This is a genomic window from Melioribacter sulfuriphilus (assembly GCF_051488685.1).
In the GTDB taxonomy this organism is placed as follows: Bacteria; Bacteroidota; Ignavibacteria; order Ignavibacteriales; family Melioribacteraceae; genus Melioribacter.
In genome coordinates, this window is the sequence record NZ_JBPSEH010000001.1 from 555,945 (window position 1) to 573,012 (window position 17,068).

Consider the following 17,068-nt stretch of genomic DNA (forward strand, 5'->3'; position numbering starts at 1 on the left):
GCAGCTTATATTTTTTACAAAATTATCCAATGTTATTATCGATAAGAAGTGTATATACTTAAGTATTAACAGTGAACTGTATCAATATCAAAATTGTTTTTATAACAGCATTCGGCAGGTGATAAAAATGAAAATCTTACTCGCAGTTTTATTTTTTCTGACAGTTGTTACATTCCCGCAGAGCAAATCGACATTTTATTTCAAAGAAGAAACCGGCAAAAATCAAATCAGGTTCTTCAGCACTACTCCGCTCGAAGATATAAACGGGACGGGCGATCAAGTTTCGGGAAGAGCGGAGTTAAATCCCGTTAATTTGAAAGAAGGAATTAAAGGTAAGATTGTTCTGAACGTTAATTCCATAAACACTGGTATTAAACTTCGCAATAAACACTTACAGAGTAGCAACTGGCTCGATTCAAAAAAATATCCGCACATTACATACGAAGTTGCAGGTGTCGAAAAAATTCTTGCAAGCGAGGGTAATAAAACAAAATGCATTTTAAATGGAGTATTGACCATGCACGGAATTTCAAGGAACATTCCGGTGGTCGTTGAAATTGTTTATCTGCACGAAAGCAAAGAAACAAGAGAAATAGCAGAAGGCGATTTGATTGGCGTCAGCGGCAATTTCAGTATTAAACTTTCTGATTTTGGCGTCGAAAATAAATTGATTGGTAATAAAGTTGCTGAAAATATCGACATCAAATTCAATCTTGTAGGCAGCACAAAATAATTATTTGAAAAATTCGTCCTTTAATCCCTGATTGATTTTATAGTCCGAATAAGTAAGTACGACTTTGCCGCTTAGTGATTGTCGAAAACTTTTCTCTTCCTCTTTCTTTGATTTGTCAGCGCTACCTTCATTGAGATTGATGACCACTTTTGAAGGCAATGCATAAGAAGTATTTTTATAATAGAACTTGCTAGTTACGTTAATACCCCGCCTTGTTACTGATTCAAGTTTTTTGACAAGATGATTTTCTCTATCGACCCATATTGTTGAAAGAATATAATCAGCAGTATCGCTGAGTGGAATTATTTTTATTACATCTAAATTAATTTTTTCGTCTTCTTCGTCTTTTTCATTCTTTACATAAACCGTGCTATAATCTCCTTTAAGAAATTTGAGAGGATTCAGATTAACTCCGTCTTTTGGAACCATTGCAAATCCCTTCGAAGAAATTTTCAATTTATCTGGTTGCTTGAAGAAAATTTTCAATTTCATTTCGGGCATTTTGACCATTTGCAGGTCTGTTGTGATTGTAAGGTCAACTTCGTAATCTTTAACTCTTTCGAACTTTTCAACAACTTTATTCAGTATTTCATTAGCATCCAATTTTTGTGCAAAAAGATTGGTAACAAAACATAGAAGAAGAATTAAACTTCTCATCATATTACCTCAAGTTAGAATATCTTTTTTAATAAAAATTCCTGCAGCTATGGTAAAAAACAGGAATGTATAACCAGTTAGATAGAGAGCCGATTTAGTTATTTCATTATAATCAATTTCATCGGAAAAGAAATGACTCCATGCCGGCATATATGTTGTAAAAAAGTACGGCTGGATAGCATTGAAAAAGTCAATAGGCAAAGCCGACAAAACCAATAGAATTATAATCAGAGCCATGGAACCTATGATAGGTCCAATTGAATTTTCAACAAACGACGAGAACAAGAATGAAAGCGAAAAAACTGTGGTCATACTTAAAATCGAAAAGAGATATGCAAAGAAAAAACGCCACAGGACGTCGTCTGATGCAAATATGATTAATTTATCCCTGAAAGTAATCAACTCACCTGAACCGAAAATTAACAAACTTATACCCAGACTAAGAAATGCGAGCCAGGCAATTAAACTGATTACATAAATAATTCCAGCTATGAACTTCGACGTAATTATTTCAAAGCGGGATACAGGTCTTACCAACAGCATTCTGTAAGTACCGGCAGTGGCTTCTCCTGCAAGGATATCGCCTCCCACCAGTACAATCAAAAAAGGTATGTGTATGAATAAAGAATTCAGTACAAGATTGGCAATAAAATATCCGTTAAGCAGATTTCCAACCATCAGAAAAGTTTCCTGAAAACCTTGTGTTACCATTTTGATATAGTCGTCGCCAGTAAAATAAAGTGCCGTTTGAATAATAGGCACAAGCAATCCGATTGCAATAAATCCGATATAGGTTCTCCATTTCCCGAATATTTTAGTCAATTCGATTCTTATTAGATTAATCATTGTTTGCTCCCTCGGTAATTTTAAGAAAGTACTCCTCGAGAGAACGGACAGGCACTATCGAATAAACTTCAATACCGTTTTCGACAAATTTTCGATTGAGTTCGGATATTTCTTGTTGTGTTAAAGTGAGCGTTACTTTATTCGAGTCGGAATAAATATCGTGGTTTTCGACAATTTCTTTTGCAACTTCTACTGCTTTGGTATTATCGGAAACTTCGAAAGATACATTCATCCTGTCGGACCGCAGAAGTTCGGAGACGTTCCCCTCGACGATTTTTTTCCCTTTATTTATAATAATCATTCTATTTGCAATCATTTCCACCTCATGCAAAATATGTGACGAAAGGAAAATGGTTTTTCCTTTATTGCGACTGAGATAAAGAATTAATTCGCGAATTTCTTTCATTCCCTGCGGGTCCAGACCAGTAGTCGGCTCATCGAGTATAATTAATTCGGGGTCATGAAGTAATGCCTGAGCCAGTCCCAATCTTTGTTTCATTCCGTGAGAAAATGTTTTCACTTTACTCTTATATCTCGAAGCCAGACCAACAAGTTCGAGCATTTCCATAATTTTGTTTTTCGAAATGTCGGCACCGCTAAGTCTGCCCAGTATTTCAAGATTTTTATACGCTGTCAGATATAAATAGAAGTCGGGTTTTTCGACAATAGCACCGATTCTTCTCATTATTTTTTTGTGGTCGTGTTTAACAGAAAGTCCAAAGATTTTAATTGATCCTGAAGTGGGTTTTATAAGCGACAGCAACATTCGAATTGTAGTGCTCTTGCCTGCACCGTTGGGTCCCAAAAATCCAAAGATGTCTCCCCTATAAACTTTCAAGTCGAGATTGTCGACTGCCGTTAATGAACCGAACTTTTTGGTGAGTCCGTTAATTTCAATTATTGTATCGTTCAATTTATTTCCTTTCAATTTTTCCAAACGCAGGATTAAGAGGAATAAATTTAGCTACTATAAACGCCGGGATTGTAGCAATGCAAACCCACACAAAAAACATCTGATAACCGACCGCCTCTTGAATTAATCCGCTGAACATACCAGGGATCATCATGCCTAAGGCCATAAAGCCTGTCGTTATTGCATAATGAGAAGCTTTGTATTGTCCTTCTGAAACATAAATCATGTACATCATATATGCAGTGAATCCAAAACCATAACCGAACTGTTCAAAAATCACACAGAGATAGACGATCCAGATTTGATCCGGTTGCGCATAAGCCAGATAAACATATACGAGATTCGGAACATTCATGGCAACGAGCATAGTAATGAGTAATTTTTTCAGACCGTATTTTGAAATCAAAATGCCGCCAATAATTCCTCCTATCACGAGTGCAGCCACACCAGCCGTACCGTAAATCAATCCAACATCTGAGGTTGATAAGCCGAGTCCACCGGCACTTTTAGGATCGAGGAAAAATGGACCAATCATTTTAACCAGCTGCGCTTCGCCGAGTCTGTAAAGCAAAAGGAAAGCTATTATCCAGATTATTTTACGCTTTTCAAAGAATCTAAAAAATGTTCTAAAGAACTCGCTCGTTAATTTTTGTAATCCCGGTATAATTACTGGTTTGTCCGTTACCGGTGCTGGTAAAACACGGCTGTGATAAATGAAAAATATCAAAAATAATATTGCAAGAATTCCGAATGTAATAATCCATGCGAGTGGGACTTTTACAGGCTCAAGTCGTAAGAGCGCTTCGGTCCTCTCGTTAACATAAGGTTCAAGTTGAATGAGTGCGAAAGCTGGCTTATTCCAGTTTGTTGAATTAAAGACAAGTTTGTTACCCGCAATTACATTAAAATTTTTATCGCCTTCCTGGTAATTAAGATTGACAACTATTTCTTCATTTTCATCCGGTTTATTAGAAAGCATGAATTTAACAATTCCGATATTTCCTGCAGGTTCCATACTTCCGGTGGTATCAGGAAGAACAATTTCTGTTTCAGAAAAACCGTTTATAATATTCATCTTTCGAACAAAATTCAGATAAAAATCGACCGTTTGTTTTGTCTGAGGTTTCGTACTTATTTCGAGTCTTTCCGGTCGGGCTATAATTCTAAGTTTACCTTCCATCGGCTTAACTGAAGAAGAATCGACGGTAAGAGTATTTTCAAAAAATTTTTCTGGCGAAGAAATAACTCTTATTTCTGCTGGAGTAACTGTAAGTGCACTTTCGAGTTGTCCTGCAAGGATTACGAGAATGCCCTGCCCAAAGATAATTGCAAAACGATAAAACGTACTTCTTATCCCTACAAAAAAACTCTGTTCGCCTTCGCTGAGCGCATGCATATAAAAACCATCGGCTGCAATATCGTGAGTTGCCGAGCTGAATGCTATTAACCAGAAGAACAAGAGAGTGAACTTAAAGAAATCAGGAGCGGGAATGGTCAGCGCTACTCCCGCCATGCCAGCTCCTATTAACAATTGCATGGCAACAATCCAGAACCGTTTGGTACGTATTAAATCGATAAACGGACTCCAGAATGGTTTGATAACCCACGGTAAATAAAGCCAGCTTGTGTAAAGCGCTATGTCAGCATTCGAAATACCCAGACGTTTATACATTATTACCGAAAAGGTAATAACAATTACATAAGGTAACCCTTCAGCAAAATAGAGAGTTGGAACCCACGTCCAGGCGCTACGGCTATTTGTTCCTCCTTTGTGCAGAGATTTCTTTGCAATCATTTAATATCCTTAAAAAGTTTAACAGCAGTTAAAGCAGCACCATACTCGGGTGTATATCTTGCTTTATTAAATATCATTCGATTCGAGTTTTTTATTTTTTTCTTGATCAATTCTGTGTAAAATAAATTATTCGACAAACCGCCAGAAAAAACAATCGGAAGTTTATCTCCCGAGTATTTTTTCGAAGCAATATCAATTAGTGATGCAACCTCTGCTGCTTCTTCTTCTAAAATCCGCATACAGAATCTGCTCCCTCTGATTGCACATTCAATAAAAAGCATGGCATATTGCGCAATATTTTCTGAGCTGACAAAAGGAATTAATTTATCTCTTTGAAGAAGACCTAATTTGTCAGCTGTGTCATAGAGAAGCTTATCACTTAATCGACCGTCGATAATTTTTGCTATGCCGCCAAATCCTTTCCTTGCAATCGAGTAGGCACTCCCCTCGTCGCCTATAATTTTTCCATAGCCTCCTATTTTAGTAAAACTTGCACCCATCTTCAGATAAATAACCGAACCAGTTCCTGCAATCAATAATGCACCATCCCTCCCTGCAAAAGCGCTGTAATGTGCTATTTCGATATCACCTTTAATTTCAATTGGAAATTCAAATCTACTTTTAATTTTATTCATTAGTTTTTCTGCCACACTGGTATTTGAACATCCCGCTATCCCCAGTACAGCTCCCGACAATTGATATTTTTCATTTATATCATGAATAAATGACGAGAGCAATTCAGCTGATTTATTGAAGCCGACAGTATAAGGATTGGAAGCCCCTGTTTCAAAACGGGCCAGGACTTTCTTTTTTTCGTCAATGCAAACGGCTCTGGTTTTAGTACCGCCCCCGTCCGCTCCTAAAAAATACTTCATAAGCAGAAATTTTTATTGTTTGAAAAATAAAAAAAAGAATTCATATGCCCTTTATTATTTTGTTGAAATGGAATAATAATCTCTTTACTTTACGAATGTACATTTAGAGGAACCCCTTTTCCAAAAAAAATATTTCGGGAGAATGAGATGAAAAATTTATTAAAGTCGTTATTCATATTGTTACTATTTACGTTTATCTCCTGCAGCGAAGATTCGAATCCGACGTCCTCTGAACCGACTTTAACAGGCACATGGAAATTAACTGCCATCACAGTCCATACGGGTTCCGGTGATGTGAAACTTTTACCCGACGCTTTAGGATATTCTATGACGGTTGTTTTAAATGAGGACGGAACTTATCAAGCCACTTACAAAGATCCAGAAGGCGAGAATACCGAAACAGGAACATGGACTGAAGCCGACGGTAAGCTCACAATTACAATTGACGGAGTTTCAGAGACTGTCGAGTATACACTATCGGGCAATAAACTGACTTTCAATACTACTATGGAAATAGAAGGATTTGGAGTACAGAGTGTGACATTAGAGTTCACAAAACAATAGGAGGTAGTTATGCCTTCGAAAAAGCTCAAAGAATTCCTCGACAATAACAACATTAAGTATGTAACGATTAAACACTCCTTGGCATTCACAGCCCAGGAGATTGCAGCATCGGCACATATTAAAGGGAAAAAGCTCGCTAAATCTGTACTGGTTAAAATTAATGGCAAGATGGTCATGGTTGTTCTGCCGGCATCCTACAAAGTAAACTTCGAGCAGCTGCGTACAGCTTTTGGAAACGAAAATGTAAGATTGGCAAACGAACAGGAATTTATGGATAAGTTCCCTGAATGCGAAGTGGGTGCTATGCCACCTTTTGGTAATTTATACGGACTCGAAGTCTACGTCGACCAGTCACTTGCTGAAGACGAAGAAATTGCATTTAACGCCGGCACACATACCGAACTGATCCAGATGTCGTATTCTGACTTTGAAAGACTGGTACAACCGAAAAAAATGAAATTCTCTTTTCAGTCAAAAGTATAAAAAATTTCGTGGCTTATTCAGTTTCAGCAGATTATCCTGGCACTTGCTTCTAATCGGTGCACGAATGAATAAGCTCGTTACAAAATTTATAGATGCAGCACTATAGACATTTTAGATAACAACTGCTTGATGAATTGAAAGCGCTGAAACTCCCGATTATAAAATCATAGCGGTAATTATTGCAGGATTTATTATTGACTTCATCGGTGTAATTGGTTTTTAAAGTGCCTGATGAAGTGATACTTTCATATTTGTTTACATCATAATTCAAAAATTTAGCACTGCTGGATTAATTGTTGAGATAGACATACGATAAGTATTGCTCTACCACGACAATTGAAATATTCTTCTTTACTAAAAAATCCTCACCTGTTTTAACTTTGAAAAGGTACGATATTTTAATTCTAGTTCAGTCAGATTAAAATTTCATTTAGTGAAAAATGACCTTACACCTAACTCTGATAAAAGAAATGAATTATCTATTAGAATTTAATTCTAAGCAATAAATTACCAGTCGTATAAATTCCATACTGGATATCATCCTTATGGCTAAAGTTACTCACAAAATACAGGATTCTTTGAATAACACTGTTCAGTTTACTTTGATATTTTTACAAAAAAAACATCGAATGAGAATAAAATCACATCCATTAATGTGAACGCATTGACTTCAAATGTAGCTGCCAGTAAAGAATTAAATATCCTATGTATAAGAAATGAAATAAAGAAAAGTAGAGTCGATAAAATTTTTCTTAGGAAAATATGAGTTTGTAAATCAATGATTTTTGGTTGATATACTAATATTTTGTGTCCACTTTTAATGCATGGCAACTTAGTCTTCAAGAGATTTTTGAACTACCTATAAAATGATGACTAAAGACTTCATACAAATACTAAAGAGAGGGGTGAATAAAAATTATATTTGCTGCATTGTGAAATGAGATATCGAAATTTAAAGAGTAGCCTGTCGAACAAGCTACTCATAATGATAAATTCCGCCGCGCCACTCTCTACTACTCCCTAATCCCTATTCCTAATCCCTAACCCCTACTTCCTTTTAGGACGGTACATATCCGTTGCTCTGCCGTAATAAAGTTCGGCGGCAAACATTAATGTTTCGGATAAGGTTGGATGGGGATGAATAGTGAGTTCGAGGTCGTTAGCATTAGCGCCCATTTCAATTGCGAGCGTTCCTTCGGCAATTAAATCGCCTGCACCTACGCCTACAATACCGACGCCGATAATTCTTTCTGTTTCCGGTTCAATTATCAATTTGGTCATACCGTCATTTCTATCGAGAGTGGTAGCTCTGCCGCTGGCACCCCATGGGAATTTTGCCACTTCGTATTTAATTCCCTTTTCCCGAGCTTCGGTTTCTGTTACTCCAGCCCATGCGAGTTCAGGATCGGTAAAAACAACGGCGGGAATTGCATTCGGTTCGAATGCGACTCGTTTTCCAAGTATTGATTCTACTGCAACTTTTCCTTCAGCTGAGGCTTTGTGCGCCAGCATTGGATTACCGACTAAATCTCCGATTGCATAAATTTTGTCGTCGTCGGTTTTCAGAGTCTTATCCACAACTACAAATCCTTTTTGATTGACTTTTACGGCTGTATTTTCGAGTCCCAAACCTTCTGTTACAGGTCTTCGGCCAACAGAAACCAGCACTTTATTAAAAGTTTGTGCAGGTTTCTCCACCTTATCGCCTTCCAATTTTACTTCTATCCCTTCTCTGGTTTCCTTAAGCTCGACTACTTTCGTATTGACATAAATATTTTCTAATTTTGATTTCAGTCTCCTTTCTAAAACTGCAACCAGATCGCGGTCAGCGCCGGGTAAGATACCGGGCATCATTTCAACAACTGTAACTTTACTGCCTAAGGAAGCATAAACAGTGCTCAATTCGAGACCAATATATCCGCCGCCAATTACTAATAATTTTTCAGGCACATCTTTTAATTCTAGCGCAGCTGTAGAATCCATTACTCTGTCTGAACCAATTGAAAACGCTGGAATGGCAGCGGGCACCGAACCTGTTGCTAAAATAGCCTTTTCAAAAATTACTTCTTCAGTTGAACCGTCGACTTTTTCTACCAAAAGAGTAGAAGAATTGACAAACGAAGCTTTGCCCTGAATATAATTAACCTTTCTTTGCTTGGACAATTGTCCAAGTCCACCTGTTAATTTTCCTACTACGTCATCTTTAAATTCTCTCAATTTATCGATGTCAATTTTAGGTTTGCCAAAGTGGATTCCCCATTTTTTAGCTTCTTCAGCTTCGTTTATAAGTCTGGCAACGTGAAGAAGAGCTTTCGAAGGGATACAACCTCTGTAAAGGCAAACTCCGCCGGGATTTTTTTCTTTATCGATCAAAGTTACTTGCATTCCGAGGTCGGCAGCCAGAAAAGCAGCTGCATATCCTCCTGGCCCTGCGCCTATTACTGCTAATTGAGTGTTTGTAGACATTGAACTTCCAATTTTTTATTAAAAAATTATTATGAAAAACTAACCTTCCAGAATTAAAAGAAATGGATTTTCGAGAGCTTCGACAATCCACCTGAGAAATCTAATGCCATCTGCACCGTCAATTACTCTGTGATCGTAGGATAACGAAAGAGGCATGATCAATCGCGGCTCGAATTTACCATCGATGTAAACAGGTTCGTAAGAAGACCTGGATACTCCAAGTATTGCAACTTCGGGGGAATTAACTATGGGTGTAAAATATGTGCCACCGATGCCTCCCAGATTCGATATTGTAAAATTGCCTCCCTGCATCTCTTCAAGTGATAATTTTTTATCGCGTGCCTTCTGCGAGATTTCAGCCAATTCCACCGAAATATCAACAATGTTCTTTTTATCGACGTCTTTTATTACTGGCACGAGTAAACCTTTATCGGTATCAACTGCAACGCCAATATTAAAATATTTTTTATAGATGATTTCACTTTTTTGCATGTCCACACTGGCGTTGAATTGTGGAAACACTTTCAATGCAGAAGCAACTATTTTAATCAGAATGGCAGTAACAGTAAGTTTACCACCGGCGGCTTCTACTTTTTTTGAATATTCTTTTCTAAGTTTCTCAAGATTTGTGATGTCAGCTTTGTCGAATTGAGTAACGTGCGGAATTGTCGACCAGGCATACGATAAATGCTCGGCGGTCTTTTTTCGTACGTTATTCATTTGAACGCGTTCGATCTGACCCCATTTTGAAAAATCGGGCAAAGGTTCCTGCATCAGACCCGAAGCTGAAATTTGTCCGGACTGGATTTTTTGATTTAGACTCTTTGCAAAAGCTTTAACGTCCTCGATAGTAATTCTTCCGCCTTTACCGGAACCTTCAACTTGATGAATGTCGATTCCAATTTCACGAGCAAATCTTCTTACAGATGGAGCAGCGGGAACTATGTTTTTAACAATATCGCGCGGTATATCAATTACCTGAGGCATATGAGTATGCTCTTTGACAGGTTGCGGCTTTTCAACCTCTTTTTCCGTTTTTATTGAAGGCTTTGTTTCCGGTATTTCTTTTTTAATGGCAGATGTCGACTTTGTTTCAATTAGAAAAGCAGTTTGCCCAACTTTCACTTTATCGCCTTCTTTAACTTTCACTTCTTTAATTACACCGGCGTATTCAGATGGTACTTCGACCGTTGCTTTATCTGTTTCTAATTCCATCAAAATCTGGTCGACTTCAACGTTATCGCCCGCTTTAACAAGTACTCTGGCAATTTGTGCTACTTCAATATTTTCGCCCAACACAGGAACCTTGAAGTCCACTATATTGCTCGTTGATTCAACTTTTGAAATATTTTCTTGGGGCTGTTGAATTTTTTCTTCTGCCTGTGAAGGTTTTTCTGTTTGAGCTCTGGAATCAACACTTTCACTTTGTTCAATTGTAATAACTGGCTGACCGACAATAGCTTTATCGCCTTCTTTGACATGAACCTTTTTAACTATACCGGCAATTTCAGAGGGCACTTCAACTGTAGCCTTATCCGTTTCGATTTCCAGGATTACCTGATCGATTTCTACCCGATCGCCTTCTTTAACGAGTACTTTTACTACATCTGCTGTATTTATATTTTCACCTAAATGTGGCAATTTAAAATCTACTGTCATATCAAAAACCGAATTTATTTATAAATTTTTTATGATTTAGCCGGATTTGGTTTTTCCGGATTTATGCCGAGTTCCTTTTGAGCTTTTTTAAGTAAATCGAGTTTAATCTTTTTTTCTTTATAAAGCGAATAGAGAGTAGCATAGACAATATGTTTGGCATCTACTTCAAAGAAATCGCGCAATGCTGCTCTGCTTTCACTTCTTCCGAAACCGTAAGTACCAAGCGAATGGAGAGGTCCTGGCAACCATTTTGCCAGAGCGTCTTTGATAATCTGGACATAATCCGATGCAGCCACAAAAACTCCCGATTCGCCCTTCGTCACTTCGGAAATATACGGCGTTCTCGGTTTTTTATCGGGATGGAACATGTTCCATCTTTCAGTTTCCTGGGCGTCGAGATGCAAATTTTTGTAACTCGTAACGCTCCAGATATCCGTTGACACTTTATAATTATTTTCGAGAATATCCGCTGCTTTAATGACTTCGTTGAGTATGGTTCCACTTCCCAGTAGATGCGCTTTTAATTTTTGATCATTCATTTTTGAGGAGCGGAATTTATACATGCCTTTCAAAATACCTTCCTTTACTCCTTCGGGCATCGGAGGCTGGGGATAATTTTCGTTCATAATAGTTATGTAATAAAAAACATCTTCTCGCTTTTCATACATTCGATAGATGCCGTCTCTAATAATTACGGCAAGTTCATAAGCAAATGCCGGGTCGTATGCAACGAGATTCGGAATTGGATAAGCCAGAAGATGGCTCTGACCATCCTGGTGCTGCAGACCCTCTCCTGCTAAAGTAGTTCTTCCAGCTGTTGCTCCGAGTAAAAATCCTTTGCAACGCATATCACCTGCAGCCCAGATTAAATCCCCAACTCGTTGTAATCCGAACATCGAATAAAATGAAAAGAATGGGATGGTGTTGATCCCATGAACGGCGTAAGCTGTACCGGCGGCAATGAAAGACGACATCGAGCCGGCTTCGGTAATCCCCTCTTCGAGTATTTGCCCATTTTTTGCTTCTTTATAATAGAGCAAACTGTCGCTGTCAACCGGTTCGTACAATTGACCTGCATGAGAATAAATGCCAACCTGTCGGAAAAGGGCTTCCATTCCGAATGTACGAGCTTCATCCGGAACAATTGGTACAATAAGGTGCCCGATTTCTCTATCCTTCAACAACTTAGCCAGTATCCTTACATAAACCATAGTTGTCGAAACTTCACGGTCTTCTGTGCCTTTATAAAATTCTTCGAATATTTCTTCGGGAGGAGTTTTAAGCGGTTGTGATTTGACAACTCTTTTAGGAATATAACCGCCAAGAGCTTTTCTTCTTTCTTTCAGATAACGGATTTCGGGCGAATCTTCCGGTGGACGATAAAAAGGAGCTTTAGAAACTTCTTCGTCACTGATTGGAATCGAAAAGCGCGTTCTGAATTCTCTCAATTCTTCTTCGTTCAGTTTTTTCTGTTGATGGGTAATATTCTTACCTTCACCAGCTTCTCCAAGTCCGTATCCCTTAACTGTTTTTGCAAGAATTACTGTAGGGGCATCTTTATGCTCGACTGCAGCTTTATAAGCAGCGTAGACTTTCTCTGGGTCGTGACCGCCGCGTTTCATTTTTTCCAATTGTTCGTCAGTATAATGTTCTACGAGTTTTAGTAGTTCGGGGTACTTACCGAAGAAATGTTCACGGACGTACTTGCCGCCTCTTGTAACGTAGTTTTGAGATTCACCGTCGATTGTTTCGTTCATCCGCTTTACCAGGAGTCCGGTTTTATCCTGTTCGAGCAAGGGATCCCAGTCGCTTCCCCAGATGACCTTAATAACGTTCCAGCCAGCGCCTCTGAAAACTGCTTCGAGTTCCTGAACAATATTGCCATTGCCACGCACGGGACCATCGAGGCGCTGTAAATTGCAATTTATTACAAAAATCAGATTGTCAAGTTTTTCACGAGCTGCCAGCGAAATAGCGCCCAAAGTCTCAGGTTCGTCTGTTTCACCGTCGCCAATAAAAGCCCATACTTTCTGGTCGCTCGGTTTTTTAAGACCTCTATCTTCGAGATATCTTATAAAGCGCGCTTGATAGATTGCTTGAATTGGACCTAAACCCATTGAGACAGTCGGAAATTCCCAGAAGTCGGGCATCAGCCAGGGATGAGGATATGAAGAAAGTCCGCCGCCTGGTTTTAATTCCCTTCTGAAATTTTCAAGTTGCTCTACAGTCAATCTGCCTTCGAGAAAAGCTCGCGCATAAATTCCAGGCGCCGCATGACCTTGATAATAAATTATATCTCCTTCATGATTACCATCTTTACCACGGAAAAAATGATTAAATCCAATCTCATATAAAGTTGCCGCCGAAGCATAAGTTGAAATGTGTCCACCAATTCCGTTTTCTTCTTTATTGGCTCGAACAACCATAGCCATAGCGTTCCATCGAACTAGACTTTTTATACGTCTCTCGATTTCTCGTCCTCCCGGGAAAGGGGGTTCTTTTTCTTTGGGTATTGTATTGATATGAGGGGTATTGGCTGTAAATGGTATCTCTACTCCTTTCTGGTGAGCATAGGTATCGAGATTGTGAAGTAGTTCTTTTACCTTTTCCGGGCCACCTGTTTGCAATACATATTCGAGAGATTCGAGCCATTCTTGTAGTTCGATCTCTTCGAGTTCGGATAAATATTTATTGTTTTTATCGCTCATAATTAATCCCGTTTTTTCAATCTTCTAAATAATAGTTAAACTCTTATTTTATTCGACAAATTTAATAATTATTAGTCAACTATACCAATTTGCGATAACGTATAACTAAATAAGTAAGTTCCTCAATCGGAATGCCCTTCTGGTTCTGCGTGTACCATTACTGTAATGTTTTTCACTTCTTTCATAATAGCTTTCTCTACTTTGTGAGAAATATCGTGCGCTTCGCCAATACTCAAGTTCCTTTTAACATGAATATTTATATCGACAAATCTATAAGGACCCGATTCTCTAATTTTAATATCGTGCGACTCGATAACTTCGGGTAGACTGTTTACGATTTGATAAATTTTTTCGTACAGTCCTTCCGGAGCTTTGTCGATCAAGGCATCGAAAGAACGTTTGCCAAGTCGGTAACTTACTCCTAAAATAATGATTGCCACCGCTAATCCAGCAACAGCATCAGTATAAAAGAAATTAAACGAAGCCCCCGTTAAACCGATCAGTACTACTGCCGAACTCCATATATCGGTTGAAAAATGGAGAGCATCTGCTTCAAGCGCCTGGCTGTTGTGTTTGACCGCCGCTCTTCTCAATGCCCTCGAACGCGATATGTCGACCACTATTGAAGTAATCACTACAAGGAAAGCCCAGACATTAACTTCAATTTCGACTTCGTTCGTAATAAGTCGTCGTATAGCTTCATAAATTATCCAGAAACTTGTAATGAATAAAAGAAGGGTTTCGATCAGCGCCGAATAGTTTTCGATTTTACCATGCCCGTAATGATGTTTTTCGTCCGCCGGTTTATCTGAAATATTAACTGCCAGATACGTAATACCTGCAGCAATTAAATCGAGCGCCGAATGAAGCGCTTCGGATAAAATGCCGAGACTGCCTGTCATCATGCCGACGATTATCTTAAAAGCTGTGAGCATCAACGCCGCCAGTACCGACAGTAGCGCTACATTCTTTTTTTCCTTTATTGTTTCAGTTTTTGTTTCTACCACTTGATCACTTCTAATGCTTTGGCTTTATTAATTAAAGCTTTATATCGATTTATTCTATATAAAGAAATTTTATCTATTTTAGAAATAAATTCAAATTTATACTTGACACAATATCTTATTATTATTATGTTTGCCCTCAAAATCAGGCAATGTAACATGTCAGTACCCCAAAAAAATAATTTTTGTTGTGCTTGTTGTATGATGAACCTCACGACTTCGAGGCGGAGGGTATGATATAAGTTTTATGCCGATAAAATTTTATAAATAAAGCCCTTCGCACTCGAAGGGCTTTTTTTTTAATATCAATCGAGGAGCAATAAAATGAGAACGAAAATATTACATAAGCGCAAGAGTAAATATCTGTCTTTAAGAAAGCATTCATTTTCCAGCCCTTCCATGCCCTACCTTATGCAAGCTCACTGCGCTTGTTCTTGTTGTTGTTAGTCCCATAAACACACCAGCACTTTAGAACTATTTTACTATCGAGGATTTAGTCCGTTAATCGGGAGTAGTCTATGTATGAAAAACCATACAGGAGTATAATTAAATCGATCTCGTGGCGCATTACAGGCACAATCGATACGATGCTTATATCATACTTGATAACAGGTAGTATCGAGACTGCAGCTTCAATAGGTGGTATTGAAATTTTTACAAAAATGATTCTCTACTTCATCCACGAAAGACTATGGAACAAAATAAATATTGGGAAAAAATCAGAACCCGAATATCACATTTAGGAGCATATTATGAAAGGAAAAGAAATTCTTGCAGAAAACTTAAATAATCTCGACGCGTTTTCTGTATTAAAAAAATTAATTGAAAGTTATGGAAACCGGGTTGTTTTTTCGACAAGCTTCAGCATTGAAGATCAGGTAATTACCGATATGCTCACAAAAATAACCCCGAAGCCCAACATATTCACATTAGATACGGGCAGATTGCACGAGGCCACATACAAAACATTAGAACTTACACGCGAGCATTACAACATAGATATTAAAATCTATTTCCCTGATTACAACAAAGTCGAAGAGATGGTTTTTCGTCACGGCGTTAATCTTTTTTATAAAAGCGTGGACTTGCGTAAATATTGCTGTAGTATTAGAAAACTGGAGCCTCTCTCAAGAGCCTTAAGAAATGCAATGGTCTGGATTACCGGTCTTCGAAGAGAACAGTCGATTACGCGTAAAAATATCGAACTGGTCGAGGAGGACAATCTACATGGAGTAATCAAAATTAACCCGCTTTACAACTGGAGTGAAACCGAAGTTTGGAATTATATCCGTACTCAGAATATACCATACAATAGCCTTTACGAAAAAGGATACACAAGTATAGGCTGCGAGCCCTGCACTCGACCGATTCAGCCTGGCGAGGAGACGCGTGCAGGCAGATGGTGGTGGGAGCACCCCGAGACAAAAGAATGCGGATTACACATAAAACAACGGGAGAATCAATAATGGATTACATCGACAAACTTGAAGCGCACAGCATTTATATATTCCGTGAAGCCTACCGCGAATTTAAAAATCTCGCAATGCTCTGGTCAATCGGAAAAGACAGCACCGTTCTCTTACATATAGCACGGAAAGCCTTTTTCGGTCATTTGCCGTTTCCACTGGTTCATATCGACACTTCATTTAAAATTCCGGAGATGATCGAATACAGAAATCGTCTTGCAAAAGAGCTGGGATTCAATCTTATCGTAGGTCAAAACACCGAAGCTCTTAAAAGCAAAAAAACATTTCCCGACGGGAGTGTGGACAGAATTACATGCTGCCAGTTATTAAAAACCGAAGCTTTGATAAATACATTATCGGGCAAATGGAAACGACTTAAATTAGACCATTCCACCGGCGCTTTTGTTGAAGACGAGAATACAGAGGCTTACACAGGCGTTATAGTTGGCGTCCGTTCTGATGAAGAAGGCAGTCGTTCAAAGGAGAGATATTTTTCTCCGCGCGACAAAAACAGCGACTGGGATATAGGCGACCAGCCGCCTGAATTCTGGAATCAGTTCAAAACTGAATTTGCACCCGGTACACATGTTCGTATTCATCCCCTGCTTGACTGGACGGAATTGAATATCTGGGAATACATTCGAAGGGAAAATATTCCCGTAGTTTCTCTTTACTTCGACAATGGTTTCGGAATGCGTTACAGGTCACTAGGTTGCTATCCGTGCACCAAGCCAGTTGAATCTCAGGCAAAGAACGTTGACGAAATTATAGAAGAGTTACGTTCAGGTAAATTCGCAAATATAGCCGAACGCTCAGGGCGGCAGCAGGATAAAGACGGAGGTGGTACACTTGAAGAACTGCGCCGCTCCGGATATATGTAATAAATAAATCAACAGAGG

At 38.6% G+C, this 17,068-nt stretch carries 15 protein-coding genes; 6 read left to right on the forward strand and 9 right to left on the reverse strand.

Features of this window, described 5'->3' with window-relative positions:
- Window positions 1–127 precede the first annotated feature (127 nt).
- Window positions 128–733 carry a YceI family protein gene (locus ACSSV9_RS02345; protein WP_437345606.1) on the forward strand — a complete coding sequence of 202 codons (606 nt, stop codon included), beginning with the start codon at window positions 128–130 and terminating at the stop codon, window positions 731–733.
- Here ACSSV9_RS02345 and ACSSV9_RS02350 read toward each other — a convergent pair whose 3' ends face one another.
- The 5 genes from ACSSV9_RS02350 to ACSSV9_RS02370 are packed head-to-tail and all read right to left on the reverse strand — an operon-like array spanning window position 734 to window position 5,819.
- Complete coding sequence (locus tag ACSSV9_RS02350; RefSeq protein WP_437345607.1) at window positions 734–1,393, reverse strand: LolA family protein; 660 nt, start codon at window positions 1,391–1,393, stop codon at window positions 734–736.
- Between the two features lie 6 nt (window positions 1,394–1,399).
- On the reverse strand, window positions 1,400–2,236 hold the full coding sequence (locus ACSSV9_RS02355) for an ABC transporter permease (protein WP_437345608.1): 837 nt from the start codon (window positions 2,234–2,236) through the stop codon (window positions 1,400–1,402).
- Complete coding sequence (locus ACSSV9_RS02360; protein WP_437345609.1) at window positions 2,229–3,149, reverse strand: ABC transporter ATP-binding protein; 921 nt, start codon at window positions 3,147–3,149, stop codon at window positions 2,229–2,231. The genes ACSSV9_RS02355 and ACSSV9_RS02360 overlap by 8 nt, the downstream gene beginning before the upstream one ends.
- Before the next feature lies 1 nt (window position 3,150).
- On the reverse strand, window positions 3,151–4,944 hold the full coding sequence (locus ACSSV9_RS02365; protein ID WP_437345610.1) for an MFS transporter: 1,794 nt from the start codon (window positions 4,942–4,944) through the stop codon (window positions 3,151–3,153).
- Entirely contained in the window at window positions 4,941–5,819 is an 879-nt protein-coding gene (locus ACSSV9_RS02370; RefSeq protein WP_437345611.1) for an N-acetylglucosamine kinase, read from the reverse strand. The genes ACSSV9_RS02365 and ACSSV9_RS02370 overlap by 4 nt, the downstream gene beginning before the upstream one ends.
- A 147-nt stretch (window positions 5,820–5,966) precedes the next feature.
- Here ACSSV9_RS02370 and ACSSV9_RS02375 point away from each other — a divergent pair, with 147 nt between their 5' ends.
- Complete coding sequence (locus ACSSV9_RS02375; protein ID WP_437345612.1) at window positions 5,967–6,383, forward strand: lipocalin-like domain-containing protein; 417 nt, start codon at window positions 5,967–5,969, stop codon at window positions 6,381–6,383.
- 9 nt (window positions 6,384–6,392) lie between these two features.
- A complete protein-coding gene (locus tag ACSSV9_RS02380; protein ID WP_437345613.1) occupies window positions 6,393–6,866 on the forward strand; it encodes an aminoacyl-tRNA deacylase in 474 nt (157 codons plus the stop codon).
- Between the two features lie 1,047 nt (window positions 6,867–7,913).
- Here ACSSV9_RS02380 and lpdA read toward each other — a convergent pair.
- The 4 genes from lpdA to ACSSV9_RS02400 all read right to left on the reverse strand — a co-directional run bounded on the left by lpdA (window position 7,914) and on the right by ACSSV9_RS02400 (window position 14,706).
- Window positions 7,914–9,332, reverse strand: coding sequence for a dihydrolipoyl dehydrogenase (gene lpdA / locus ACSSV9_RS02385; protein WP_437345614.1), 1,419 nt, complete (start codon window positions 9,330–9,332; stop codon window positions 7,914–7,916).
- 39 nt (window positions 9,333–9,371) lie between these two features.
- A complete protein-coding gene (locus tag ACSSV9_RS02390; RefSeq protein WP_437345615.1) occupies window positions 9,372–10,991 on the reverse strand; it encodes a dihydrolipoyllysine-residue acetyltransferase in 1,620 nt (539 codons plus the stop codon).
- A 29-nt stretch (window positions 10,992–11,020) separates the two neighbouring features.
- Window positions 11,021–13,699, reverse strand: a complete 2,679-nt coding sequence (gene aceE, locus ACSSV9_RS02395; protein ID WP_437345616.1) for a pyruvate dehydrogenase (acetyl-transferring), homodimeric type — start codon at window positions 13,697–13,699, stop codon at window positions 11,021–11,023.
- Window positions 13,700–13,821: 122 nt separating this feature from the next.
- Window positions 13,822–14,706 (reverse strand): cation diffusion facilitator family transporter, encoded by an 885-nt coding sequence (locus tag ACSSV9_RS02400; protein WP_437345617.1) that lies wholly within the window; start codon window positions 14,704–14,706, stop codon window positions 13,822–13,824.
- A 515-nt stretch (window positions 14,707–15,221) separates the two neighbouring features.
- Between ACSSV9_RS02400 and ACSSV9_RS02405 the strand changes: the two genes are divergently transcribed.
- Genes ACSSV9_RS02405 through cysD form a run of 3 tightly spaced genes read left to right on the forward strand, consistent with a single transcriptional unit; the run spans window position 15,222 to window position 17,050 of the window.
- Window positions 15,222–15,446, forward strand: coding sequence for a DUF2061 domain-containing protein (locus ACSSV9_RS02405; protein WP_437345618.1), 225 nt, complete (start codon window positions 15,222–15,224; stop codon window positions 15,444–15,446).
- A gap of 9 nt (window positions 15,447–15,455) precedes the next feature.
- Window positions 15,456–16,169 carry a phosphoadenylyl-sulfate reductase gene (locus ACSSV9_RS02410; protein WP_437345619.1) on the forward strand — a complete coding sequence of 238 codons (714 nt, stop codon included), beginning with the start codon at window positions 15,456–15,458 and terminating at the stop codon, window positions 16,167–16,169.
- Complete coding sequence (gene cysD / locus ACSSV9_RS02415; RefSeq protein ID WP_437345620.1) at window positions 16,169–17,050, forward strand: sulfate adenylyltransferase subunit CysD; 882 nt, start codon at window positions 16,169–16,171, stop codon at window positions 17,048–17,050. The genes ACSSV9_RS02410 and cysD overlap by 1 nt, the downstream gene beginning before the upstream one ends.
- The last annotated feature ends 18 nt before the right edge of the window (window positions 17,051–17,068 follow it).